General features: G+C 47.5%; 19 protein-coding genes and 3 tRNA genes. 17 read left to right on the top strand and 5 right to left on the bottom strand.

Annotation, left to right across the window (positions count from 1 at the left end; all coding sequences use genetic code 11):
* Positions 1 to 35 precede the first annotated feature (35 nt).
* Positions 36 to 605 (top strand): P-loop NTPase family protein, encoded by a 570-nt coding sequence (locus Q337_RS17160; protein ID WP_051526666.1) that lies wholly within the window; start codon positions 36 to 38, stop codon positions 603 to 605.
* On the opposite strand, the gene Q337_RS0108085 is transcribed toward Q337_RS17160, so the two are convergent.
* Positions 602 to 1,270, bottom strand: a complete 669-nt coding sequence (locus Q337_RS0108085) for an O-methyltransferase (RefSeq protein WP_026471169.1) — start codon at positions 1,268 to 1,270, stop codon at positions 602 to 604. The genes Q337_RS17160 and Q337_RS0108085 overlap by 4 nt on opposite strands.
* A 98-nt stretch (positions 1,271 to 1,368) precedes the next feature.
* On the bottom strand, positions 1,369 to 2,721 hold the full coding sequence (locus tag Q337_RS17155; RefSeq protein WP_051526665.1) for a Na+/H+ antiporter NhaC family protein: 1,353 nt from the start codon (positions 2,719 to 2,721) through the stop codon (positions 1,369 to 1,371).
* A 223-nt stretch (positions 2,722 to 2,944) separates the two neighbouring features.
* Between Q337_RS17155 and trpA the strand changes: the two genes are divergently transcribed.
* From trpA to Q337_RS0108050, 6 genes are all read left to right on the top strand, one after another.
* A complete protein-coding gene (gene trpA, locus Q337_RS0108075; protein ID WP_026471168.1) occupies positions 2,945 to 3,748 on the top strand; it encodes a tryptophan synthase subunit alpha in 804 nt (267 codons plus the stop codon).
* Positions 3,745 to 4,644 (top strand): acetyl-CoA carboxylase, carboxyltransferase subunit beta, encoded by a 900-nt coding sequence (gene accD / locus Q337_RS0108070; protein ID WP_026471167.1) that lies wholly within the window; start codon positions 3,745 to 3,747, stop codon positions 4,642 to 4,644. The genes trpA and accD overlap by 4 nt, the downstream gene beginning before the upstream one ends.
* Positions 4,645 to 4,654: 10 nt before the next feature.
* On the top strand, positions 4,655 to 6,088 hold the full coding sequence (gene folC, locus Q337_RS0108065; RefSeq protein WP_026471166.1) for a bifunctional tetrahydrofolate synthase/dihydrofolate synthase: 1,434 nt from the start codon (positions 4,655 to 4,657) through the stop codon (positions 6,086 to 6,088).
* Complete coding sequence (locus Q337_RS0108060; protein WP_026471165.1) at positions 6,079 to 7,425, top strand: SPOR domain-containing protein; 1,347 nt, start codon at positions 6,079 to 6,081, stop codon at positions 7,423 to 7,425. Before folC ends, Q337_RS0108060 begins: the two co-directional genes overlap by 10 nt.
* A 98-nt stretch (positions 7,426 to 7,523) precedes the next feature.
* The gene (locus tag Q337_RS17150; RefSeq protein WP_034279258.1) at positions 7,524 to 7,922 is read left to right on the top strand and encodes a GFA family protein; all 399 of its coding nucleotides are present in this window, start codon (positions 7,524 to 7,526) and stop codon (positions 7,920 to 7,922) included.
* 73 nt (positions 7,923 to 7,995) lie between these two features.
* Positions 7,996 to 8,862 carry a pirin family protein gene (locus tag Q337_RS0108050; RefSeq protein WP_026471164.1) on the top strand — a complete coding sequence of 289 codons (867 nt, stop codon included), beginning with the start codon at positions 7,996 to 7,998 and terminating at the stop codon, positions 8,860 to 8,862.
* Positions 8,863 to 8,945: 83 nt separating this feature from the next.
* On the opposite strand, the gene Q337_RS0108045 is transcribed toward Q337_RS0108050, so the two are convergent.
* Positions 8,946 to 9,584 (bottom strand): peroxiredoxin, encoded by a 639-nt coding sequence (locus tag Q337_RS0108045; RefSeq protein ID WP_026471163.1) that lies wholly within the window; start codon positions 9,582 to 9,584, stop codon positions 8,946 to 8,948.
* Positions 9,585 to 9,895: 311 nt separating this feature from the next.
* Between Q337_RS0108045 and secA the strand changes: the two genes are divergently transcribed.
* The 8 genes from secA to Q337_RS0108005 all read left to right on the top strand — a co-directional run bounded on the left by secA (position 9,896) and on the right by Q337_RS0108005 (position 17,342).
* Positions 9,896 to 12,649, top strand: a complete 2,754-nt coding sequence (gene secA / locus Q337_RS0108040) for a preprotein translocase subunit SecA (RefSeq protein ID WP_026471162.1) — start codon at positions 9,896 to 9,898, stop codon at positions 12,647 to 12,649.
* Positions 12,650 to 12,800: 151 nt separating this feature from the next.
* The gene (locus tag Q337_RS0108035) at positions 12,801 to 13,280 is read left to right on the top strand and encodes an MliC family protein (protein ID WP_026471161.1); all 480 of its coding nucleotides are present in this window, start codon (positions 12,801 to 12,803) and stop codon (positions 13,278 to 13,280) included.
* 176 nt (positions 13,281 to 13,456) lie between these two features.
* Positions 13,457 to 14,677: a bifunctional glutamate N-acetyltransferase/amino-acid acetyltransferase ArgJ gene (gene argJ / locus Q337_RS0108030; protein ID WP_026471160.1), complete on the top strand. Its 1,221-nt coding sequence runs from the start codon at positions 13,457 to 13,459 to the stop codon at positions 14,675 to 14,677.
* Positions 14,678 to 14,888: 211 nt separating this feature from the next.
* Positions 14,889 to 15,476, top strand: coding sequence for a peroxiredoxin (locus tag Q337_RS0108025; protein ID WP_084494758.1), 588 nt, complete (start codon positions 14,889 to 14,891; stop codon positions 15,474 to 15,476).
* A 293-nt stretch (positions 15,477 to 15,769) separates the two neighbouring features.
* Entirely contained in the window at positions 15,770 to 16,834 is a 1,065-nt protein-coding gene (nadA, locus tag Q337_RS0108020) for a quinolinate synthase NadA (RefSeq protein WP_026471158.1), read from the top strand.
* Between the two features lie 151 nt (positions 16,835 to 16,985).
* Positions 16,986 to 17,062 (top strand) — tRNA-Pro (locus tag Q337_RS0108015).
* Between the two features lie 68 nt (positions 17,063 to 17,130).
* Positions 17,131 to 17,207, top strand: a tRNA-Arg gene (locus Q337_RS0108010).
* 59 nt (positions 17,208 to 17,266) lie between these two features.
* Positions 17,267 to 17,342: transfer RNA gene (locus tag Q337_RS0108005), tRNA-His, on the top strand.
* Between the two features lie 792 nt (positions 17,343 to 18,134).
* Here the strand turns inward: Q337_RS0108005 and Q337_RS0108000 are convergent.
* Both Q337_RS0108000 and Q337_RS0107995 read right to left on the bottom strand, forming a co-directional pair.
* Complete coding sequence (locus tag Q337_RS0108000) at positions 18,135 to 19,190, bottom strand: phage portal protein (protein WP_026471157.1); 1,056 nt, start codon at positions 19,188 to 19,190, stop codon at positions 18,135 to 18,137.
* On the bottom strand, positions 19,187 to 20,962 hold the full coding sequence (locus tag Q337_RS0107995) for a terminase ATPase subunit family protein (protein ID WP_026471156.1): 1,776 nt from the start codon (positions 20,960 to 20,962) through the stop codon (positions 19,187 to 19,189). Before Q337_RS0107995 ends, Q337_RS0108000 begins: the two co-directional genes overlap by 4 nt.
* A gap of 181 nt (positions 20,963 to 21,143) precedes the next feature.
* Between Q337_RS0107995 and Q337_RS0107990 the strand changes: the two genes are divergently transcribed.
* Together Q337_RS0107990 and Q337_RS0107985 are read left to right on the top strand one after the other, a co-directional pair.
* On the top strand, positions 21,144 to 21,992 hold the full coding sequence (locus tag Q337_RS0107990) for a GPO family capsid scaffolding protein (RefSeq protein ID WP_026471155.1): 849 nt from the start codon (positions 21,144 to 21,146) through the stop codon (positions 21,990 to 21,992).
* Positions 21,993 to 22,067: 75 nt separating this feature from the next.
* Entirely contained in the window at positions 22,068 to 23,072 is a 1,005-nt protein-coding gene (locus Q337_RS0107985; protein WP_026471154.1) for a phage major capsid protein, P2 family, read from the top strand.
* The last annotated feature ends 2 nt before the right edge of the window (positions 23,073 to 23,074 follow it).

The following is a 23,074-nucleotide window of genomic DNA, read 5'->3' as shown; positions in this document are numbered from 1 at the left end:
ATAATCTGCCGCCGGATTTTATAAGTATTTTAACAATGACACAAAGAATTAATGTGGTCGGCACCAGTGCTAGTGGCAAAACAACATTTAGCAAGGCATTAGCGCAAAAAATGGCTGTACCGCATATTGAAATGGATGCTTTAAATTGGCAATCCAACTGGGAAGCATGCACTTTTGAAGAGTTACTTATAAAACTTAAACAATGTCTAGCTGCTGATAGCTGGATACTGGATGGTAACTATAGCAAAACTACACCTGTAAAATGGCAAAATGTAGATATGGTGATCTGGCTGGATTATGGATTTGGTCGAAATTTGTATCAGTCGGTCAGCCGCACTATTAGACGCCTGATGAGTGGCACACCGCTTTGGGAAGGCACCAACAATATTGAGAGCTTTCAGCGGGCTTTTTTAAGTGGTGATTCGTCCATTATCTGGTGGATGATAAAAACACATGGCAAAAACCAGCGCAAATATCAGCACATCATGGCTAACCCTGAATTTGCGCATATCCGTTTTGTCCGTTTAACTTCACCAAAGCAGGCTAGACAATTTTTACAGCAGTTTAATGCCTGCTATTTTTTGTTTAAAAGCGATAAAAATTAAAGCACTACCGCCAGTGTAAACCCATCATGGCCCTTGCAGCCAACGGTTTGCAGGGTGGTGCTGGTGAGTTTTTTCTGCTGGGCGAGGTGTTCAAAATATTCACGCAGGCCGGTCATGGTACGGGTGTTGTTGTCAAAGTTCACAATGCCACCACCACGGATCACATTGTCCAGAATAATCACAGTGCCCGGACGTGACAGCTTAAGTGCCCAGTCCACATAATCCTTGTAGCCGGACTTGTCGGCATCAATAAAAATAAAGTCAAATGGCGCAATGCCGGATTGCTCAATCTCCGGAAAAATATCCAGTGCCTTGCCTGCATGAATCTCTACCAGATGCGAAAGTCCGGCAAATTCAATATTCTTGCGCGCCAGTGTCACATTGGTGGGCACTGCTTCAAGACTGATCAAGCGGCCATCTTGCGGCAAGGCCCGCGCCAGCCAGATGGTGCTATAGCCAGCCAGTGTGCCAATTTCCAGAATTTTTTTGGCGCCATGAATTTGTGCCAGCATTTGCAGGAACTTGCCTTGCAAACTGGATACGGCAAGGTGAGGCGGCAGGCCAGCATCCAGTGTGGTTTGCAGCACATGCTCAAGCGCTGGATCAGCAGGCATAAAATGCGCTTCCAGATAATCATCCACGGCTGTCCACAGTTGCTCGCTCATCTGTACGTACACCACATATTGCAAAAATTAGGCGCGGTATTGTGTCATTTTCAGCCCCAAAATTAAACCCACGGTCTAAACGATGGATTGGACAAAATTTAATGCGCCATTGCATTCGGTTGTGCGGAGGTTGAGGCAGGCGGTTTTAAACGGGGATACTGAAAAATAATACTCAGCACGGCAACAATTCCTAAAATCCAGCAATAGTAAGTCGTTCCAGTGAGTGCCAGCGGAGAGATTTTACCAATGGCACTGGCCAGCAGGATTTGCGCGCCATACGGAATCAGGCCCTGTACCACACAGGAAAAAATGTCCAGATAACTGGCTGAACGCCGTAAATCCATGGCCTGTTCAATGGCAATATCCTTGGCGACATCGGCAGCAACCACAATTGCCACCACATTATTGGCAACAAACAGGTTTGCTATAGTAATCAATAAAGCAATACCAAATTCACCGGCGCGCTTGCCTGTCATTCTTAAGCTGCGCGTGAGGGCAAGAATGGCATTGACTAACCAGCGCATGCCGCCCTGATCATGCATGAGCAGGGATAAGCCGCTAATAAAAAGTGATAGCAGCATGATTTCAAACAGTTCAACAAATCCGGCATAAATGGCCGTGTTCAGGCTGGTCAGGCTATAGTTCGGGCTAAGCCAGATGCCCAGCGTGCCTGCCAGCATAATGCCAATCATTAAAATAGCCAGTACATGCATGCCAGTAAATGCCAGCGCAAATACCACCACATAAGGAATAATCAATAGGGGCGACAATGGCTCACTACTAATGTGGTGCTGGCCATTGCTAAGCAGCATAAACACCAGAAAGGTAATTACAGCGGCTGGCAGCGCAATCCAGGCATTAACCCGGAACTTGTCACGCAGGCTTACACCCTGACTCCGGGTTGCGGCAATAGTGGTATCGGAAATCATGGATAAGTTGTCACCAAACATGGCACCACTAATGATTGCGCCCAGAGCTAACGGGGCAGCAATCCCGGTGGCACTGGCAAAACCTACTGCAATCGGCGCACAGGCGGCAATGGTACCCATCGACGTGCCCATGGCCGTGGCAATAAATGCGGCAATCACAAACAGCGCCGGTAATACCAGACTGGCTGGAATAAACTGCAAACCAAACTGTACGGTGGCATCTACGCTACCAATGCTTTTGCTTACACTGGCAAATGCCCCGGCCAGCATAAATACCATGCACATCAAAATAATGTTGGGGTGAGCCGCTCCTACCAGAAAGCGCTCAATAGAGTCATTAATGGGTTGTTTGTTCAGCATAATGGCCAGCACAATGGCAGGCAGGGCCGCAACCGGCGCTTTAAGCTGGTAAAAAGCAAACTCAGTCCCTTGCAGGGTGTGATAAATACCACTGCCTAAAAACAGGGCTAGAAATAGCAAAATCGGCAATAGTGCTGTAAAGCGGGGCAGGGGAGCAGTCATACAGGCAAGAAAAATCTGGAGAGGGTAAGAATTTTGATAATGTTAAGCAATTTGACTTAAAACACCAAAGTCATTCTGCCTGAAAGCTTATAGAAAATTGTTAAATGGCTTGTGGCTGTCAAGACAGGCATATAAACCCGCTGATAAATGCACGGGCAGATTGTTGAATGGCGTCATTTCAGGCTAGAATCATACCCTTTATGGGAACACAGAAAAATCAGTTATGTCACGTCTTGCTGCGCGCTTTGCTTCTTTAAAAACCACAGGTCGAAAAGCACTGGTATCTTACGTTATGGCCGGTGATCCAGCCCCGCACGTAACTGTACCGCTATTGCATGATCTGGTGGCAGCAGGGGCAGACGTACTGGAAGTGGGCCTGCCGTTTTCTGATCCCATGGCTGATGGCCCAGCGATTGCACTGGCCGCAGAACGCGCACTGGCTGGTGGCACCAATACCCTAAAAGTGCTGGACATGGTGGCTGAATTCCGCCAGACCAATACTGAAACTCCCATTGTGCTGATGGGTTATTTAAACCCGCTGGAAATCATTGGCTATGAAAATTTTGCCAAACGTGCCAGTAGTGCCGGAGTTGATGGCCTGCTGCTGGTAGACTTGCCGCCCGAAGAAGCCGGTGAGCTGGATGTCATTTTAAAACAGTATGATCTTGACCCGATTTTCCTGCTGGCGCCAACCTCAACTGACACCCGTATTCAGCATGTGCTCAATCAGGCACGCGGCTTTATTTATTATGTGTCGCTCAAAGGCGTAACTGGTTCAGCTGCACTGGATACCACCGAAGCAGCTGCACGTATTGCCAAGGTCAAGGCACAAACCAGCCTGCCGGTTGGTGTGGGCTTTGGCATTCGTGATGCAGCCACTGCCAAGCAAATGGGACAGGTTGCTGATGGCGTGATTGTCGGGACTGTGCTGGTACAACCTTTTGCTGAACATTCTCCTGAAATCGCCCACCAGATGGCGGTTGAGAAAATCAAGGAGCTTCGGGCTGCGCTCGATGAAATTGTATGACCCCAAAAATCAAATCGCCTGTACTGGAAAAAAGTGATGTAACCCCCTGGATTGAGCGCCCAGTGCCGGGTGTGGCACCGCGTGATTATCCGCAAGGCCCGATGTCGCTACACACTGAACCCACGATTGAATGTCCCGAATGTCATTCGGTGGTGACCCGTACAGCGATGGCATTTAATGCCTATGTGTGCCCGCAGTGCGATGAACATTTGCGCATGAAAGCCCGTGACCGCCTGAACTGGTTTTTTGACCAGGTGGAGTGCGAACTGGGGCAGGAGTTTACGCCCAAAGATCCGCTGGGTTTTGTGGACAGCCAGCCTTATCCTGAGCGACTGGCCAAGGCACAAAAACAAACCAATGAAACTGAAGCACTTCTTGTGATGCAGGGTTTAGTGGGTGCCATTCCCATGGTGGCTTGTGCCTTTGAGTTTGATTTTATGGGCGGCTCAATGGGTTCAGTGGTGGGTGACCGTTTTGTGCTGGCTGCCGAAACCGCCATTAACCTGCAACAGCCGCTGATCTGTTTTGCTGCTTCCGGTGGCGCCCGCATGCAGGAAGGCATGATTTCCCTGATGCAAATGGCACGTACTGCCGCCGCAACCGAGCGCCTAAAGCAGGCCCGGCTACCGTATATTGTAGTGCTCACTCACCCGGTGTATGGCGGGGTAACCGCATCCTTAGCCATGCTGGGTGATATTCATTTGGCTGAACCCAAGGCCATGGTTGGTTTTGCGGGCAAGCGCGTCATTGAGCAAACCGTGCGTGAAGTGCTGGACGAGCCCTTCCAGCGTGCAGAATTCCTGCTGGATCATGGCGTGATTGACCAGATTGTGCATCGTCATGCGCTTAAGGATACCGTTCAGCGTCTGGTTGCCAAGCTGATGAACCTGCCTTAAGTATGTGTGCATGAATCCTGAAAATACCGCAACAATAGCGCCAACCATTACCTCCTCATTACAGCAGTGGCTGAATTACTGGAGCAGTATTCATGTCACGGCCATTGATCTGGGGCTGGAGCGCATTCGCCCGGTGGCTGAGTACCTGCAACTGCTTAAGCCCTCAGCGCATGTAATTACAGTGGCCGGTACCAATGGTAAAGGTTCAACCACCACTACCATTGCAGCCATTTATCAGGCAGCGGGCTATCAAGTAGGATTGTATCAGTCGCCGCATATTTACCGTTTTAATGAGCGCATCAAGAAAAATGGCGTCGAGGTCGATGATGCCACTTTAATTGCTGCATTTGTTGCCGTTGAGCAGGCGCGGCTTGCCTGTCAGCTGCCATTATCATTTTTTGAAGCCACCACACTGGCTGCCTTCTGGATTTTTCAGCAGCAGGCCTGTGATATCTGGGTGCTGGAAGTAGGGCTGGGTGGCCGTCTGGATGCGGTCAATCTGATTGATCCCAATGTGGCCGTGATTACCAATATTGGCCTTGATCATGTCGAATGGCTGGGCAACAGCATTGAAAAAATTGCTTTTGAAAAAGCTGGAATCATGCGTCCTGCCATTCCAGTGGTATATGCCGAGCCTGCAACACAAGCCCCAGAATCAAATCCAGTGCCACAAGCCATTATTGAGCGGGCACAGCAGTTAAATTGTCGGTTATATGTGGCAGGCCGTGACTATAGTTGGCAAGGCACGGGTCACTGGCAAAAAACTGATGACACGTTTTACTATGCCAGCCCATCCTGTACGCTGGCCTTGCCTGTACCCAAGCTGGCTCCTGTAAATGTAGCCGCTGCCATTAGTGCCGTACTACTGGGCACGCCAAAAGTTAGCAATGCGGCTATTGTGCAAGGCGTCGACACCGCTTATATTGCCGGGCGCTTTGAAGTGCGTCAGTTTAAAGGCCGCACCCTGATACTCGATGTTGCCCATAACGTGCATGGGGTACAGTTCCTGCTCAATCAGCTACAGGCTTATCAACAGCAGCAGCTATCAGCTAAAGGCGTGAATGCAGATAAAAGCCCAAATAGCGAAAACCTAAGGGGCAAAAACCCAAAGATTCACTTGGTTTTTTCCATGCTTGCTGATAAAGATATGGCAGGGGTTGCCAGCCTGCTAAGGCCAGTTGTAGCGCACTGGTATATTGCGGCACTGGACAATGAGCGTGCTGCCAGCCTGACACAGTTGCGCCATGCCATTACAGGTTTGGAAGCTGTTCAGCAAAGCCCTGAAAGCCAGCCAGATCAGGCACAACCCGTTAGCGAACATGAAACAATCACGGCAGCATTTAGCGCTGCCTTAAATCATAGTCAACCACAAGATATTATTATGGTGTGTGGATCGTTCCACACCCTAGAGGCAGTCTGGGAGTCCTTAGCAACATGGCAATGAACAATAAACAGCGTTGGATGGGTGGCGTTGTATTGCTGGGTGGTGGGGCACTTCTGGCGGTTTTGTTATTAAAGGGACAAGGCGAGCAGGCACTCAGTAATACCACGAGCCAGCCGGCCCAAACAATTAGCCAGCAACAGGCACAACCTTCCCAGAACTGGGGTGATGCTGAACTACAGCCCCTGTCCATTGATGTGGAAACCGAGCGTCGCCTGCTGGAAAAACAGCGTGCCCAGCGTGAAAAAGCGGTGGCTGAACAGGAAGCCAAAACTGCCGAATATCTGGCCTTGCAACAAAAAGCAGAAGCAGAAGCCGCACGCCGGGCTGCTGAGGAATATGCCAGCCAGTTAGCCAAGCGCCAAGCCAAACTGGATGCCCAGATGGAAAGTTCTGATTCCATTCCGCCTGAACTGGTGGATGACGACACCCAGCAGAAAACTGCTGAACAGCGTGCTGAGATAGAACGTCTGGCTGCACAGGCCAATGTGCGCGCCGATGCAGCACAAAAAGCCAGTTTACAGGCCGAACAAGCTGCTCAGGCTGCACGGGACAGGGCCGAAAAAGCCCGTAGCGAAAAAGAAGCCCTGCAAAAGGCACAGGCGGAAAAGCTGGAGAAAGATCGCCTGCAAGCCATTGCTGACCGTAAAGCTGAGGCAGAAGCCAAAAAGAAAGAAGCTGAAGCCAAGAAAAAAGAAGCCGAACTAGCAGCCAAACGCAAAGCGGAAGAAGAGGCCAAGCGTAAAAAAGAGGATGCCTTGGCAGCCAAGCGTAAGGCTGAAGACGACGCCAAAACTAAAAAGGAAGAAGAGCAACAGGCCAAGCGCAAAGCAGAAGATGAAGCCAAACGCAAGAAAGAAGCCGAGCTGGTAGCCAAGCGTAAGGCAGATGAGCTAAAAAAAGATGAAGCCAAAAAGGAAGGTATTAAAAAAGAGCAAGTGAAAAAGGATGAGGCCCGCAAAAAGCAGGAGGCTGAAACTGCCCAGCGTAAAAACGCCAGTGGGGATGAAAAAGACTTACAGGCAGCCAGCAAGAAGCTGGAAGAAGAGCGTGGTCGGGCCATTCTGGAAGGGGATACCAAACCGTGGATGGTACAGGTGGCGATTGCTTCCAGTCAGGCCAATGCCGATTCTGTAGTTGCCAGATTACGGGCTAAAGGCTACAAAGTAAAAACCAGCCAGACTTCCAAAGGGGTGCGTGTCATGGTTGGGCCTGAAAAGGGCCGGGCTGCTGCTGATGCCCTGCGTAATCAGGTTGCAAAAGATGATAGCTTAAATGCCAAGAGTGCCTGGGTCATTGACTGGCAGCCGCCTGAAACCAGCGCCAGTTCCAAAAATTAAACCCCGGGCTAGTTGGCTAGCCCTAAAATATAATAACTAACATCAGAGGTTTAGTTTGCAGGACTAACCTTGTGTAAAAATAACAGAGGATAATTTCAATGATTAAAGGCCATTGCTTGTGTCAGGGTATTCAGTACGAATATCACGGTGAAATTAATGAAGTGGCAATATGTCATTGTTATCAGTGCAAGCAGGCACAGGGCACGCCATTTGTGACCAATGCACCTGTTTCAACTACTGCTTTTCAGATTGTGCAGGGGCAGGCACTGTTGAAATCCTATTTTGCATCGCCAAATAAACGCCGGGTATTTTGCAGCCAGTGTGGTAGCACGCTATTTAGCCAGCGAATGGATCACCCGGAAACAATCCGGTTGCGGCTGGGTACAATTACCGAAGGTCATATTCCAGCGCCGCAATACCAGATTTATTGTGATTCTAGATCAGCATGGTTTGTGCTGGATGAACAAACGCCCTGCTATCCAGCCAATAAGCCCTAATGCTTTTTAATCTGGCATTGCCACGTCAGTACTGTGGCTTGAATCCGGGTCATCCCTAAACTGGAGTACTAGCATGAGCAGCAAAACCCTTGCGTTTATCCACCGCAACGACACCCGCTTTGCGGTTGGTGATTTTTCGCCAGTGCTGTCGGTTTTTTCTCATCTGGAACTGGGCAACACCATTTCGCCCTTTTTGTTGCTGGATCATATCGGCCCCGGTAAGTTGCGGCCTTCCAACAAACAGCAGGGTGTACACCGGCATCCACATCGTGGATTTGAAACCGTAACAATTGTGTATGCTGGCGAACTGGAGCATCAGGATTCATCTGGTGCAGGCGGGCTGATCCGTGCTGGCGAAGTTCAATGGATGACTGCTGCGTCTGGCATTATTCATCAGGAGTTATTTAGCAAGGAATTTACCCGGACTGGCGGCGCATTTGAAATGATCCAGCTTTGGGTGAATTTGCCTGCGGCCAGCAAAATGGGCCCAGCTCGTTATCAAAGCTTGCGCAGTAGCGATATACCAGTCGTAACTTTGCCCGATATAGCTGGAACCGTACGGGTAATTGCTGGTAAGTATAATAACGTTACAGGGGCAGCTCAAACCCACACGCGGATGAGTGTACTGGATGTGCGCTTAAATGCAGGCCATCCTATTAATTTTAGTATACCGGAAGGCGATACCACACTGGTTTATGTCTGCTCAGGCCGTTTGCAAATCCATGCGGATGAGTGGCTGGAAGAAAATGCCATGGCGGTGATGTCCAGTCAGGGGACTGACTTTATGCTCACGGCCAGTGAAAACAGTAAGCTGCTTATTTTGGCAGGTGAACCCATCAATGAACCCATCAACGGGCATGGGCCTTTTGTCATGAACAGTTATGAGGAAATCCTGCAAGCCTATGATGATGTTAAACATGGCAGGCTGGTGCAATCCTAAAAATTTTTAAAATGAATGTTCTATAAAAAAACATGCCCTGTTTAATGCAGGGCGTGTTTTTTTATTGCCTGATTTTATAACCATTATTTATTTGGTTGTGGGGTTAGGCGCAGGTAAGGGGTAACGGCCTTATAACCTTTAGGAAAGCGCTGCTTGATTTCCTCTTCATCCTTAATGGAAGGTACAATCACCACATCATCGCCATCCTGCCAGTTGGCGGGGGTAGCAACCTTGTGACTGTCGGTCAGTTGCAGGGAGTCAATCACGCGCAGCACTTCATGGAAATTACGGCCAGTACTAGCGGGATAGGTAATAATTAAACGTACCTTTTTGTTGGGATCAATAATCACCAGCGAGCGCACGGTGAGGGTGTCACTGGCATTCGGGTGAATAAAGCCATACAGTTCTGATACCTTGCGATCCTGATCGGCAATAATCGGAAAATTGACCGTGGTATTCTGGGTTTCATTAATGTCATTGATCCAGCCCTTGTGCGACTCGGCATCGTCGACAGACAGGGCAATGGCTTTAACGTTGCGCTTGGCAAATTCATCTTTTAATTTTGCAGTAAAACCCAGTTCGGTGGTGCACACTGGCGTGTAGTCTGCTGGATGAGAAAACAATACGCCCCAGCTGTCACCCAGCCATTCATGAAACTTAATCGTACCTTCGCTGGAATCCTGTTCAAAATCAGGGGCGGTATCGCCTAAACGAATGGTCATGCTCATGCTCCTTTTATTGTCTGTGTACTCATTTGAGTATTTAAGCAAGCTGTACTATGCACCCAATCTTATTGAATTGAAAAGCAATGTTTCTGCATTTTTATATCATTTTTGTAGATAAGCAAACCGCTAAAGCCGCCTGTCAAACGGTAATATCACGCCCAAGACAAAGTGGCAGCGACAAAATAAAATCAGCTTTTTGCAGTTTCTTTGTCATCTAGTACTTGCACTTATTTAAGCTGCCACCATAATAGCCAACAGGCAAAAATAACGCTGTTCATATTAAGTTAGGGTATTTGAGAGTTTAGTCCATGTTAGCAAGTCTTATCGGAGGTATCTTCGGTACTAAAAATGAGCGTGAGCTCAAAAGAATGCGCAAAAATGTCGAAGCCATTAATGCATTAGAACCGACGATATCAGCGTTAAGCGATGCTGACTTATCCCAGAAAACCGTAGAGTTCAGGCAGCGCTATCAGCAGGGCGAAACACTGGACAAGCTGTTGCCAGAAGCCTTTGCAGTATGCCGTGAAGCGGCAAAGCGTGTGCTGGGCATGCGCCATTACGATGTACAGCTAATTGGCGGTATGACCCTGCATGAAGGCAAGATTGCCGAGATGCGCACGGGTGAAGGTAAAACCCTGATGGGAACGCTGGCCTGCTATCTCAATGCCATTAGCGGTGCTGGTGTACATGTCATTACAGTTAACGACTATCTGGCCTCGCGTGATGCCGAGCTGAACCGTCCGTTATTTGAGTTTTTGGGCTTAAGCATTGGCGTGATTTACTCCATGCAGCCGCCACCGGAAAAACATGACGCTTACCGCGCAGACATTACTTACGGCACCAACAACGAATTTGGCTTTGATTATCTGCGCGACAACATGGTGTTTTCGCTGGATGAGAAAAAGCAGCGCGGCCTGAATTTTGCCATCATCGACGAAGTGGATTCCATTTTAATTGATGAAGCCCGCACGCCGCTGATTATTTCTGGACAGAGCGAGGATTCCTCGCGCATGTATGCCATGATTAATTTGCTGGCGCCTAAGTTGAAACGCCAGAAAGAAGAAAAAGTGCCAGATGGCGGCCATTTCTGGATTGATGAAAAGCAGCGCTCCATTGAAATGACCGAAACCGGTTATGAGTTTGTAGAGCAGCAACTGATTGAAATGGGCTTGCTGGCGGAAGGCGAGAGCCTGTATTCGGCTGCCAATTTGAATCTGGTACATCATGTCAATGCTGCGGTGCGTGCCCATCATCTGTTCCAGCGCGACGTGCATTATATTGTGCATGATGGCGAAATTGTGATTGTGGATGAGCACACTGGCCGTACCATGCAGGGCCGCCGCTGGTCAGAAGGTTTGCATCAGGCAGTTGAAGCCAAAGAAGGCGTCAATATCCAGCCGGAAAACCAGACACTGGCCACCACCACTTTCCAGAATTATTTCCGCTTGTACACCAAACTGGCTGGTATGACCGGGACTGCGGATACCGAAGCCACTGAATTTCAGCAAATTTATAATCTGGATGTGGTCATTATTCCAACCCATCGCCCGATGGTGCGTAATGACCAGAATGACCTGATTTACCTAACCCGTGAAGGCAAATACAACGCCATCATTGAAGAAATCAAGCAAATCAAGTCGCAAAAAAATGCCCCGATTCTGGTCGGGACTGCCACCATTGAAGGCAGTGAATACCTGTCACACAAGCTGACCCAGGCCGGGATTGCGCACGAAGTCCTGAACGCCAAGCAGCACGAGCGGGAAGCGGATATTATTGCCCAGGCTGGCCGTCCCGGTGCCGTGACCATTGCCACCAACATGGCAGGCCGTGGTACAGACATTCTGCTAGGCGGTAACTGGAAGGCAGCGGCTGCGCATATTGAAAACGCAACCCCTGAACAGCTGGAACAGCTCAAGCAGGAATGGGAAGTCAATCACCAGCAGGTACTGGAAGCAGGTGGCTTGCATATTATTGGTTCCGAGCGGCATGAATCACGCCGGATTGATAACCAGCTCCGTGGTCGTGCCGGTCGTCAGGGCGATCCGGGCGTTTCACGTTTCTACCTGTCGCTTGAAGATGACCTGATGCGCATTTTTGCCGGTGACCGTGTGGTTGGCATGATGCGTGCGATGGGTCTCAAGGAAGATGAAGCCATTGAACATAAAATGGTAAGTCGCTCTATTGAAAATGCCCAGCGCAAGGTAGAAGCCCGTAACTTTGATATCCGTAAAAACCTGCTGAAATACGATGATGTTGCCAACGAACAGCGCAAGATCATCTATAGCCAGCGCGATGCCATTTTGGCAGAAAGCTCGCTACAGGATGGCATCCTCAATATGCACCATGATGTCATTGCCGGACTCGTTGGTAACTATATTCCACCCGGTAGCATTGAAGATCAGTGGGATGTACCGGGTCTGGAAGCTGCTTTAAAACAGGAATTAAGCCTTGAGCTGCCGGTTCAGCAATGGCTGAATGAAGACCGTCGTCTGGATGAAGAAGCCCTGCTTGAAAAAGTCATTCAGGCGGGCACAGACCGCTATCTGGCGCGTCGTGAACAAATGGGTGAAGACACGGCACCAATGCTGGAACGGCATTTCATGCTGCAGTCACTGGACAAGCACTGGAAAGAGCATTTGGCCGCTATGGACTACTTGCGTCAGGGCATTCATTTGCGTGGCTATGCGCAAAAGAATCCGGAGCAGGAATACAAGCGTGAAGCCTTTAGCCTGTTTCAGGCCCTGCTGGGTGGCATCAAAACCGAAGTGGTACAGGATCTGGCACGTGTTCACCTGCCAACCGCTGAGGAGCTGGCCGAACTGGAAGCGCAGCAACAGCGTGATGCAGAAGCCATGAAGCTGTCATTCCAGCACAGTGAAATGGATGGCCTAACCGGTGAAATGCATCAGGATCCTGAACTGGCTGCCTTGAATGAGGCAGAAGCCCAGCGTGCATTCCAGCAGCAACAGGCTAACAATCCGTATGCCAATATCAGTCGCAATGCGCCATGCCCTTGTGGTTCTGGCAAGAAGTTCAAGCAGTGTCATGGTCGTTTGGCTTAAAATGTGACGCTGCTTTTGAGCGGCAATGAAAAAACGGGCAAATAGCCCGTTTTTTTACATGAGATTTTAGGCAGGCTAAACAATATCATGTCGGCCGATTTGGCCTGTTCAGCGTTAACAGTACATTGTTATGTGTGTTTTGGAAAAGTGAATGAAAGTGGCTAAAAATCTGTTACCGTGGTTATTGATTGCAAGTAGCGTCATTATTGCTTCAATAACCTATCGTCATCAGGCTAGTCTTGATGAAACCAAAGCAGTAGATAAAGCAGCTCAACAGGATAACAAGCAACCAGCAGCCACAGCAAATCAGGCTAATGCGTCCAGTTCCCTTGAAGCACCGATTCAGGTCACTTATCAGTGTGATGATCAAAACCCGATTCAGGCCACCTATTCTGCCATTAATTCCAACCCATCCAGCGTGACACTACACATCAATGGACAGCAGTATCAGCTGTATCGTGTGCCTTCGCAGGTTGGCAAGCTGTATGCCACCGAACAGGGAATCAATCCGGGGCAGGGCATGCGCTGGCATGTACAGGGACTGGAAGCACGACTGGTGACTATGACGCTTGACCACACGGCCACAGCCGATAAGGAACAATTGCTGATGCGCTGCCAGCAACCGGTATAGCGCAGGAAACTTAACCCCTTAGTCATTTAGCAAATTGGTCAGATAATCCTCGGCAAAGCCACTCAAGAAAAAGCATGAGTTTTTTTAAAGGCTGTCCATGCTTATTCAACAGTTTTTTGTATACTAGCAATACGAAAAGCCCAATTCTTCAAACTGACGATAACAGGAATTAAATCATGGCAGTTGGTGATCTTTCGATGCCGGAAATGCTTCCCATACGAGGCATAAAAATCGGAATTAGTGAAGCGTATATTCGGTATAAAAATCGCCGTGATCTGGTGGTGTTTGAGCTGGCGGAAGACTCCACTGTTGCTGCCGTATTTACTAAAAATGCGTTTTGTGCTGCACCCGTGCAACTGGCGCGTCATCATTTGCAGGTTGCTGCACCACGCTATCTGGTGATTAATACAGGAAATGCCAATGCCGGAACCGGGTTGCGCGGACTGGAAACCACTGCTGAAACCTGTCAGGCACTGGCCCAGTTGACGGGTGTTGAAGCCAGTCAGGTGTTGCCATTTTCAACAGGGGTGATTGGTGAGCAATTGCCGGTTGACCGTCTGATTACTGGTCTGCCAGCCGCCCTAAAAGACCTGTCCATTGATGCCTGGTGTGATGCCGGTGCTGGAATCATGACAACCGACACCCTGCCAAAAGGGGCATCGGAAGTTATTGAGGTTGAAGGCCAGCGCTATACCATTACCGGGATCAGCAAGGGTGCAGGCATGATTCGTCCGAATATGGCTACCATGCTGGCGTTTGTAGGCACTGATGCTCCGGTTGCCAAGCCATTGCTGGAACAGCTATTAAAAGCAGTGGTTGAGCAATCTTTTAACCGTATTACCATTGATGGCGATACCTCAACCAACGATGCCTGTGTTCTCGTGGCGACAGGCAAGGCTGGCGGTGCAGTGATAGAAACTGCGCAGGATAACCGTTATGAAGCGTTGCTGGCTGCCCTACAGCGTGTGTTTACCCGTCTGGCGCAACTGATTGTACGTGATGGTGAAGGCGCTACCAAATTTATTACCGTGCATGTTGAACAGGGCCAGAATACGCAGGAATGCTGTGACATTGCCTATAGCGTGGCCCATTCTCCACTGATTAAAACCGCTTTTTTTGCCTCAGATCCAAACTGGGGACGTATTCTGGCGGCCGTGGGCAAAGCTGGCGTAGCGGAGCTGGATGTGTCCAAGATTCAGGTGTGGCTGGATGATGTGCAAATCTGTCGTGATGGCGGTGCTGCGCCAGATTATACCGAGGCTCAGGGCGCGCGCGTGATGCAGCAGGAAGAAATTACTATCCGTATTGCACTGGGACGTGGTGAGGCTAGCGATACCGTATGGACCTGCGATTTGTCCTATGATTACGTGAAGATCAATGCAGACTATCGTTCCTAATAAGGCTGCTCCTGATAGGGCTGGTAGCTAAATTCATGCAAAAAAACGATCTCAACAGAGGTCGTTTTTTTATTTGAGATAAAAAATTGAAATAGACCATTAAAAATAAAGATGCAAAACAAAGCGTGTTTAATACTAAACCACAATCAAAAAAAAGCATTTTTCTGCTTCAATGAAGTTTATTTGTTCAGGCAAGAGGAAGAAAACGACCATGACTCAACATGATAACCAGACAGAAAACCAGACCTTGCAATCCGAGTCGCGTGACTTTCCAGAGTATGTTCCTGATGTGGTGTTTAAAACCCGGGTACGTGACGAAAGCATTGTTGGTGAAAATCCGTTTCGCTGGGAGGAAGTCAGTACCGACGACATTTTCAAGGGCCGTAAAGTGATTGTAGTGGCGTTGCCGGGTGCATTCACACCAACCTGTTCCAGCACGCATTTACCAGGTTATGAAGAACAATACGATCAGTTTAAACCATACGGCATTGATGACATCTATTGCGTAGCGGTTAACGATGCTTTCGTCATGTACCAGTGGAGCAAAAAACTGGATGTTGAAAAAGTTAAAATGCTGCCTGATGGCAATGCTGACTTCACCAATGGCATGAACATGCTGGTGAAAAAAAATAATCTGGGCTTTGGCGATCGCTCATGGCGCTATTCCATGCTGGTGGATGACAAGAAAATTGTCAAAATCTTTGCTGAGCCAAATCTTTCTGACAATTGTCCAAGCGATCCGTTTGAGGTATCTGATGCACTAACCATGCTGGATTTTCTGGCACAGCAGACATCCTAAAATTATCCATTCATTTGAATAACTAATAAAATTCTGGCGCAGGTGAGAATATTTGGTAATGCCTGCGCCAGCTTCGTGTTTTAAAAAATTTTTATGTTCACCCTGTTTTTTCATGCTTCAAAAAGATTCACCATTGAAATTGGTAAAATTTGCCCTATAAAAACAGCATAATCTGCTCGTATACTATGAGTCCTGCCACCCTTTGATGAAAGCCCGTTATACCTGTTTCTCCGGTGTGACTGCTTTAAGTCAAAGCCAGCCCATGTTACACACTGCAAGAGATATTCACGTCCATGACAGAAACCATCCTGATTGAAAATGAGGCCAAGGCACTGGTGCAGGAGCATCTGGATCGTTTGGGACAACCCCGGGAAATTCAGCTTACCAATGCCGAAAAACAGGCACTGTATGATGAAATTGCTGCTGAGCTTAAGCAACGGAATGCCGTGCTGGTGGCTCATTATTACTGTGATCCTGAAATTCAGGCGCTGGCTGAAGCAACTGGCGGCTGTGTTTCCGATTCATTGGAGATGGCCCGCTTTGGTCGTGATCATCCTGCCACCACACTGATGGTCGCAGGGGTTAAATTTATGGGTGAAACCTCCAAGATTTTGTCACCTGAAAAAACCGTCCTCATGCCAACCCTAGAGGCCACCTGCTCACTGGATCTAGGCTGTCCGGTGGATGAGTTTAGTGCGTTTTGTGACCAGCATCCTGACCATGCCGTGGTGGTCTATGCTAACACCTCGGCGGCAGTAAAAGCGCGGGCAGACTGGGTAGTGACCTCAAGCTGTGCCGTTGAAATTATTGAGCATCTGGACAGTCTGGGTGAAAAAATTATCTGGGCACCGGATCAGCATCTGGGCCGTTATATCCAGAAAAAAACCGAGGCAGAGATGCTGCTATGGGATGGCGCCTGCATTGTGCATGAAGAATTCCGTGCACGGGGCATTGCACAAATGAAAGCCTTGTATCCCGATGCTGCGGTGCTGGTACATCCTGAATCACCAGAATCTGTGGTGGCAATTGCTGACGCCGTAGGTAGCACCAGCCAGCTGATTAAGGCAGCGCAAACCTTACCGCATCAAACCATGATTGTGGCTACGGATCGCGGGATTTTTTATAAAATGCAGCAGGCTGCACCTGGCAAAACCCTGATTGAGGCGCCAACCGCAGGTGAGGGGGCAACCTGCCGTTCCTGTGCGCATTGCCCATGGATGGCCATGAATGGGCTGGATAATATTTTGCATGTACTCAAGACGGGCGATCAGGAAATTTTTGTTGATCCGGCGCTGGCACAACGGGCAAAACTCCCACTAGATCGCATGCTGAACTTTACAGCCAGTTTAAAACGCTGAAAAAAGCTGCAATATCAGTTATTTTGATGGATAAATAAACGGTTGATGTATTAAAACGTATTTTTTTAAATACAGGTGTTGACGAGTGACGCGCTCACGCCTAGAATGCACACCGTACCGCACACAGTGTGATACAACAAGCTGAGATGATCGGAGTATGGCGCAGTCTGGTAGCGCACCTGCTTTGGGAGCAGGGGGTCCAAGGTTCGAATCCTTGTGCTCCGACCAGTTAATCGGCGGTTTATTGTAGTGCAGCCGCGTGATAACCTAAACACTTGTTAGGCATCAGCAATCATGCGCCTGTAGCTCAGTTGGATAGAGCACCCGCCTTCTAAGCGGGTGGTCACAGGTTCGAATCCTGTCAGGCGCGCCACATCATGCCGCCAGCTTTTATATTAAAGCATCAAAATAATGCATCTTGCATTGTCTATGGTGGCTATAGCTCAGTTGGTAGAGCCCCGGGTTGTGATCTCGGTTGTCGTGGGTTCGAGTCCCATTAGCCACCCCATTTCCTGATTATAAAGCATTGTAAAACAGCAAGTTAGTGTATTAGTACGTTGCTAGTAGCTGCCTTTCTATTCCCATTCCATTCCCATCGTTTTTAAAAGTTTTGAATGAAAAACCACCAAAACAGCCAGATTTTGGGAGTCTGAAAAAAGTTGGGGACTAGCGTTTTTTTGAGGTAATAAAGTAATATTTTTTAAATACCATAATATAAACAATAAGATGCAGCTAATCAGTGAAGTAACAATGAGGTAATATTGAAGTAACTTATTACTGTATAAAAAGGCAATACCTACTAATATATATTTATAGTAAAAACAGATACTTATAAAATATTACTTATAAAATTACAAAAAAATACTTCAAAATGTAATATATGTTTATTAATAAAATCAGCAGTTTAAGTCTAGTTATTACTTTATTACTTCAAATTCTTGCTAATCCCTCATTACAAACATTCCTATGGTCTTTTATCTTTTACTGGTGATACCAATATGCTTTGTAAGACTGCCTAAAATGAGCGAATTTTTGTCAGTTCAGCGAATGTAGGGTGGTGTCGTAAAATGCAGTACAGAAAAAACATATATTTCTCTTAAAAGCCCTAATACCAGCGTACTTTTCCCTAATTTTTTGGCTTATCTGGTCTTGCAGTAAAACAGCCCTATTTAGACAACGCAGGTGGGGTGGGGCAACTGCCCGGAGCCAGGTCAGCTGGTTGCCTGATGCCCCATTGTGGTGCATTTTCTTTGGGCAAAAAAAATCCCTCAAATATCGAGGGATTTTTTATTGGTTCTGCTTATAGCGTTGGCAATTCCTTAAACCGGATGATTTCTTCACCTGCCCATTCATTAAACTGCATCAAGCGTGACTGCAGAGGAATAATTTCATTCTGGTAGAATACATCACGTGCTGTCTTTGGATCTCCAAAGCCACCTGTGTTACTGGGGATAATGCCCATCAGTTGTGGTGGCACCCGGATGCCTGCCAATACATCATCACGTGATATGGATTTAATATGGGCAAAATCATCCTTGGCCGCGATTTCTGATACTGGAATAATCTGGATGCCATCCTTCTTGCCATTGGGACTATAGAAGAACAGGTTACGGAAGTTGCCTGGACCTTTACTTTCCTTTAAGGCCTGACGTAATGCGGTAATGTCATCAGGATCATTGGCTGGGTCATTCACATACATAATAAAACCGGCATGGCTGCCATTGTTGTAATACTTGCGCCGGAATAAAGTAGCGGCTTCATTAAGCCAAGCACTTTGTAACACTGAAATATATTCTGGTGTGCCGTAAATTTCCTGATCGATGTCCGTTTCCTTGATATGGCAAACACTGCCAGGCTTGAACTCATATTCCTGATAACCGGTATGGCTTAGATTCAACATAAAGAACTGGTCATCATATTCACCACGGCGCATATATTTAGCCAGGGCTGGCTGATAGCTCATGGTTGATCCCAGACGTGATGGGATTTTCTCAAGATACGCATTACCACACCAGATAAAGTCCAGTGCTACCTGTTCAAAGGCTTTACGTTTTAGCAATCGGTGGGGAATAAACAGATTGGCCAGAAAATTACGCTTGAAAATAATGCCACTGGATAAATATGGCGTGGCTTTAAAGGTTTTGGCCAAGCCATTCATGCTGACCTGTGGTTCGTAAAAACGGCCATTAAACCAGCACTCCATATAGTCCAGCAGCTCACGGCCATCATTCACTGGTACTGGATCACCAAAGGTAAATGCTTCTGCTTTATGGCTGGGTAGGGCAGGCTGTACTGTTGCTGGTAAATGACTTAATGCTGTGGACAGCAGATTTTTTGCTGATGAAAATGGATTCATGAATAAATTTCCAGAATGGATGAATTGGTTTGGGTTAAGCCTTCTAGTGGCTCGTTATAAATCGCGTGCATAAGTGCCCAGGCTAAATCGGCGTGTCCGGTTTCTTCGGATCGTCCAGCCACGAAGGTCATTTGCCGTTGGCCTGGTGTCATGGTTTTTTTGATGCTCATCAGGGATGAAGCAATATCGGTATTACCGGCATCAAATTCCAGTCGTCCATTGCGGACAACATCCAGGGTTTTTAAAACCAGCTGGGTTTTAACTTCAGGGCTATATTTGAATGTAGTGACAGCAGGGAAGAACTGGCGCACCAGCTGGGCAACACCAGTACCCATGCCAGTTGTATCAATGCCAACATAACTAACATAATAACGTAGTGTAATTTGCCGGATATGTTCTGCCTGTGCCTTAAAATCCAGTCCACGGAACTGATGGCGTTCCAGTACCCGGAACTTGCCACCAGCCACAGCTGGGGGAGCCAATACAATTAATCCGGCGCTGTCCCCAGATTCAGCCGGATCATAACCAACCCATACGGGGCGGCTGGCAAAAGGACGGGCATGTAATGGTTTATAATCTTCACGCCATACTTCCCAGCTATCCACCATGCACGGCTGCAGCAAGTTCAGTGGAAAAATAGACTGACCATCATCCACAAACTCACACATCAGTAAGTTGGCAAACTCTTCAGCTGAATATTCCAAGCGTAATTCATCAATATCAAACAAATCACAGCCACCGGCTTCAGCATCCAGCAGAGTGACAATTTGCCGCCATTTGCGATCCTCACAGGTACGGCCACGCTTTAAGGCATCATGTGAGACATCAAGGGTAATGCGCTTATCCTTGGGTCGACCTTTATTGGATCTCTCACCAGTCCAGAAATCATAAGCCTGGTGTGTCATGGTGGATGGTGTAGAAAAATAGGTTTTGCGCCATTTCTTGTGCATGGCCATGCCGGACGCGACCTTGTTTAATTCATTAAAACCATACGTCCAGAAAAATTCATCAAAATAAAAATTACCGTGATGGCCCTGGGCGGTTCTGGCATTGGTTCCTAGAAATGTCATCTCAGCCCCATTGGGCAGAATAATAGGATCGCCAGTTAATTCCACACCGCAGCTATCAAGGGCAAAGCGTTTAATATAATTCTTGAAAATATGCGCCTGGGCTTTGGATGCTGACAGGAAAATCTGATTACGTCCGGTTTGTACCGCATCCACCAGGGCTTCACGGGCAAAATAATAAGTAGCACCAATCTGGCGGCTTTTTAGAATGACACGGGTGCGCTGATCGCCAGCCCTGTACCAATCCCATTGATAATCAAACAGGTTTTCTTCAAAGGCAATAACCAGCTGATCCGCCTGTTCCTGGGTAAATTCATTGGTGGCTTTTTTCTTTTTATCGCCTGCATTACGCCGAATAATATTGGGATTCAGGTCAGCTTCAGTGCCACCATCACTATATTTTTCAATCCGTGCCAAGCGTTCCAGTTGCCGACCCAATAAATCAATTTCCTTAAAGTCGCCACCTGATTTTTTATCTTTAAACGTCAGGCAGATCAGGCGCACTTCAATCGCATCACACACCCGACTATTGGGCTTGGTCGCATCCCAGTCTTCACGGGCTTTCCATGCCTGCACTGTTTTTTCATTTTCATTTAGGACTTTGGCAATATCCACGAATTTCCAGCCCAGCCAGTATAAAAACTTGGCCTTGCTTCGGTTATCCAGGAGCGTGTTTAAATTCGCCAGTTGTGAGAGTTCAATCATTGGAAAATAAAGGTTTGCTGTAATGTGCAAACATTGGCAGCACGCAAGCCATTTATCAGTCCAAGGCGGTTGTATAACTATTTATAACAACCCAGTGCAATTGCAGGCCTTATGCCTGATTGCTCATTCTGCACCTATTGACGAATACCCTTTTTTATACGGTTTACGAATAGGTTTGCACATGAGCAAAGAAAAGCAGCAGCAAAAAAAATTCAAGTCCAACTGGTTTCAAGTAGCCACTGCTGGCGATACCAGCGATGGCCGCCAGATTGAAGCCAGTTGGATTATCCAAATGGCGAAAAATTTTAACCCAAAAACCTACGGTGCCCGTGTTTGGTTAGAGCATTTACGCGGAATTTATCCTGATAGTGCTTTTGGTGCCTACGGTGATGTAATTGCCGTGAAAACTGAAAAAGTCACGATCAACGGTGAAGAAAAAGATGCGCTGTTTGTACAGATTGAACCCACTGATAGCTTGATTGAGCTGAACAAACGTAAGCAGAAAATTTACACATCCATTGAAGTGTCTGAAAACTTTGCCAATACCGGTGAAGCCTATCTGGTCGGCCTTGCTGTAACTGACAGCCCGGCATCGTTGGGCACTGACATGCTGCAATTTGCTGCTGGTGCTGCCACGAACCCGCTGGCATCCCGCAAGCAACACAAGGACAACCTGTTTACTGCTGCCTGTGAAGCCAGCATCCAGTTTGAAGAAGTTAAGGAAGTTAAATCTTTTTCAGCTGGCCTGGTGGACAAGGTTAAAAAAATGTTCACGGTAGAAGAAGAAAAACCAGAGCAGGAGCAATTTTCTGATAGCGAGCAAGCCATTCTTGCTATTGCTCAAGAAACTGCCGAGCAGGGCGAAGCTGTAGCCAATCTTGGTAATGATTTCAATGAATTAAAGGCACAGCATGAGCAGCTGAAAACCAGCTTTAATGATTTGAAACAACAGCTGGAAAACACCCCGGATTCTAGCCAACGCCGCCCAGTGGCAGGCAACAGCAATTTTTCTGAAGAAGTGGACTGCTAATTAGCAGTTCACCACAGGTTTTTATTCCCTGATTTATTAACCCCAGTTTATTGACAAAATTACAGAGTAATTAAGATGCGTACAGAAACCCGATTAAAATATACCGCTGCAATGGTGAAGTTGGCCAACATTAATAGCGTTGCTAATGTTGGTGAAAAATTTACCGTTGCACCATCAGTGCAGCAAAAGCTGGAAGAAAAAATCCAGCAATCTTCCGAATTTCTGAAGAAAATTAACTTTTTTTTAGTTCCTGATCAGTCCGGTTCCCGCGTAGGCCTGGGCATCTCCCGTCCCATTGCATCCCGTACTAATACCGATACTACGGATCGTCAGGCCACTGACCCAACTGGTCTGGATGAGCGTGTGTATTTTTGCCGCAAAACTGATTTTGATACGGCTATCAAGTATCAAAAACTGGATCAGTGGGCGAAATTTCCAGATTTTTACACACGTTTCCGTAGCGTCATTATCAAGCGTCAAGCCCTTGACCGTATCATGATTGGCTTTAATGGAACGTCCATTGCTTCAACGACTAACATTGTAGCCAATCCAAAATTGCAGGATGTCAATAAAGGCTGGCTGCAAAAGCAGCGTGAAGAAAATCCTTCACGTGTACTGGATGAAGGTGCTACCGCTGGCAAACTCAAAATTGGTGCAACTGGTGACTATAAAAACCTTGATGCGCTGGTGATGAACCTGGTTGATGAAATGATTGATGAAGTTCATCAGGAAAACCCGGACTTAGTGGTTATCTGTAACCGCAAGCTGGCAGCTGACAAGTATTTTCCAATCGTTAATAAGGATCAGGACAATTCAGAAAAATTGGCTGCTGATTTGATTATTAGCCAGAAGCGTATGGGCAACCTGCCACTGTATGCAGCACCATTTTTCCCTGAAGGCGCACTGATTGTCACCACCTTTGATAACCTGTCCATTTATGCACAAGAAGGTGCACGCCGCCGCACCGTGATTGATAATCCAAAACGTGACCAGATCGAAAACTACGAATCTTCCAATGAAGATTATGTAATTGAAGATCTGGGCCTGATGGCAATGGCTGAAAACATTGAGATGGTTTAAGG

This window comes from Alkanindiges illinoisensis DSM 15370, assembly GCF_000619845.1.
Taxonomy (GTDB): Bacteria; Pseudomonadota; Gammaproteobacteria; order Pseudomonadales; family Moraxellaceae; genus Alkanindiges; species Alkanindiges illinoisensis.
Note: the sequence above shows the minus strand (reverse complement) of the source record. Positions and strands in the feature narration are given on the sequence as shown.

What these genes read in the sequence shown, in the direction of transcription:
- Q337_RS17160 (WP_051526666.1), top strand. Translation starts at nt 36, where the DNA reads ATGACACAAAGAATTAATGTGGTCGGCACCAGTGCTAGTGGCAAAACA.
- Q337_RS0108085 (WP_026471169.1), bottom strand. Translation starts at nt 1,270, where the DNA reads ATGAGCGAGCAACTGTGGACAGCCGTGGATGATTATCTGGAAGCGCAT.
- Q337_RS17155 (WP_051526665.1), bottom strand. Translation starts at nt 2,721, where the DNA reads ATGACTGCTCCCCTGCCCCGCTTTACAGCACTATTGCCGATTTTGCTA.
- trpA (WP_026471168.1), top strand. Translation starts at nt 2,945, where the DNA reads ATGTCACGTCTTGCTGCGCGCTTTGCTTCTTTAAAAACCACAGGTCGA.
- accD (WP_026471167.1), top strand. Translation starts at nt 3,745, where the DNA reads ATGACCCCAAAAATCAAATCGCCTGTACTGGAAAAAAGTGATGTAACC.
- folC (WP_026471166.1), top strand. Translation starts at nt 4,655, where the DNA reads ATGAATCCTGAAAATACCGCAACAATAGCGCCAACCATTACCTCCTCA.
- Q337_RS0108060 (WP_026471165.1), top strand. Translation starts at nt 6,079, where the DNA reads ATGGCAATGAACAATAAACAGCGTTGGATGGGTGGCGTTGTATTGCTG.
- Q337_RS17150 (WP_034279258.1), top strand. Translation starts at nt 7,524, where the DNA reads ATGATTAAAGGCCATTGCTTGTGTCAGGGTATTCAGTACGAATATCAC.
- Q337_RS0108050 (WP_026471164.1), top strand. Translation starts at nt 7,996, where the DNA reads ATGAGCAGCAAAACCCTTGCGTTTATCCACCGCAACGACACCCGCTTT.
- Q337_RS0108045 (WP_026471163.1), bottom strand. Translation starts at nt 9,584, where the DNA reads ATGACCATTCGTTTAGGCGATACCGCCCCTGATTTTGAACAGGATTCC.
- secA (WP_026471162.1), top strand. Translation starts at nt 9,896, where the DNA reads ATGTTAGCAAGTCTTATCGGAGGTATCTTCGGTACTAAAAATGAGCGT.
- Q337_RS0108035 (WP_026471161.1), top strand. Translation starts at nt 12,801, where the DNA reads ATGAAAGTGGCTAAAAATCTGTTACCGTGGTTATTGATTGCAAGTAGC.
- argJ (WP_026471160.1), top strand. Translation starts at nt 13,457, where the DNA reads ATGGCAGTTGGTGATCTTTCGATGCCGGAAATGCTTCCCATACGAGGC.
- Q337_RS0108025 (WP_084494758.1), top strand. Translation starts at nt 14,889, where the DNA reads ATGACTCAACATGATAACCAGACAGAAAACCAGACCTTGCAATCCGAG.
- nadA (WP_026471158.1), top strand. Translation starts at nt 15,770, where the DNA reads ATGACAGAAACCATCCTGATTGAAAATGAGGCCAAGGCACTGGTGCAG.
- Q337_RS0108000 (WP_026471157.1), bottom strand. Translation starts at nt 19,190, where the DNA reads ATGAATCCATTTTCATCAGCAAAAAATCTGCTGTCCACAGCATTAAGT.
- Q337_RS0107995 (WP_026471156.1), bottom strand. Translation starts at nt 20,962, where the DNA reads ATGATTGAACTCTCACAACTGGCGAATTTAAACACGCTCCTGGATAAC.
- Q337_RS0107990 (WP_026471155.1), top strand. Translation starts at nt 21,144, where the DNA reads ATGAGCAAAGAAAAGCAGCAGCAAAAAAAATTCAAGTCCAACTGGTTT.
- Q337_RS0107985 (WP_026471154.1), top strand. Translation starts at nt 22,068, where the DNA reads ATGCGTACAGAAACCCGATTAAAATATACCGCTGCAATGGTGAAGTTG.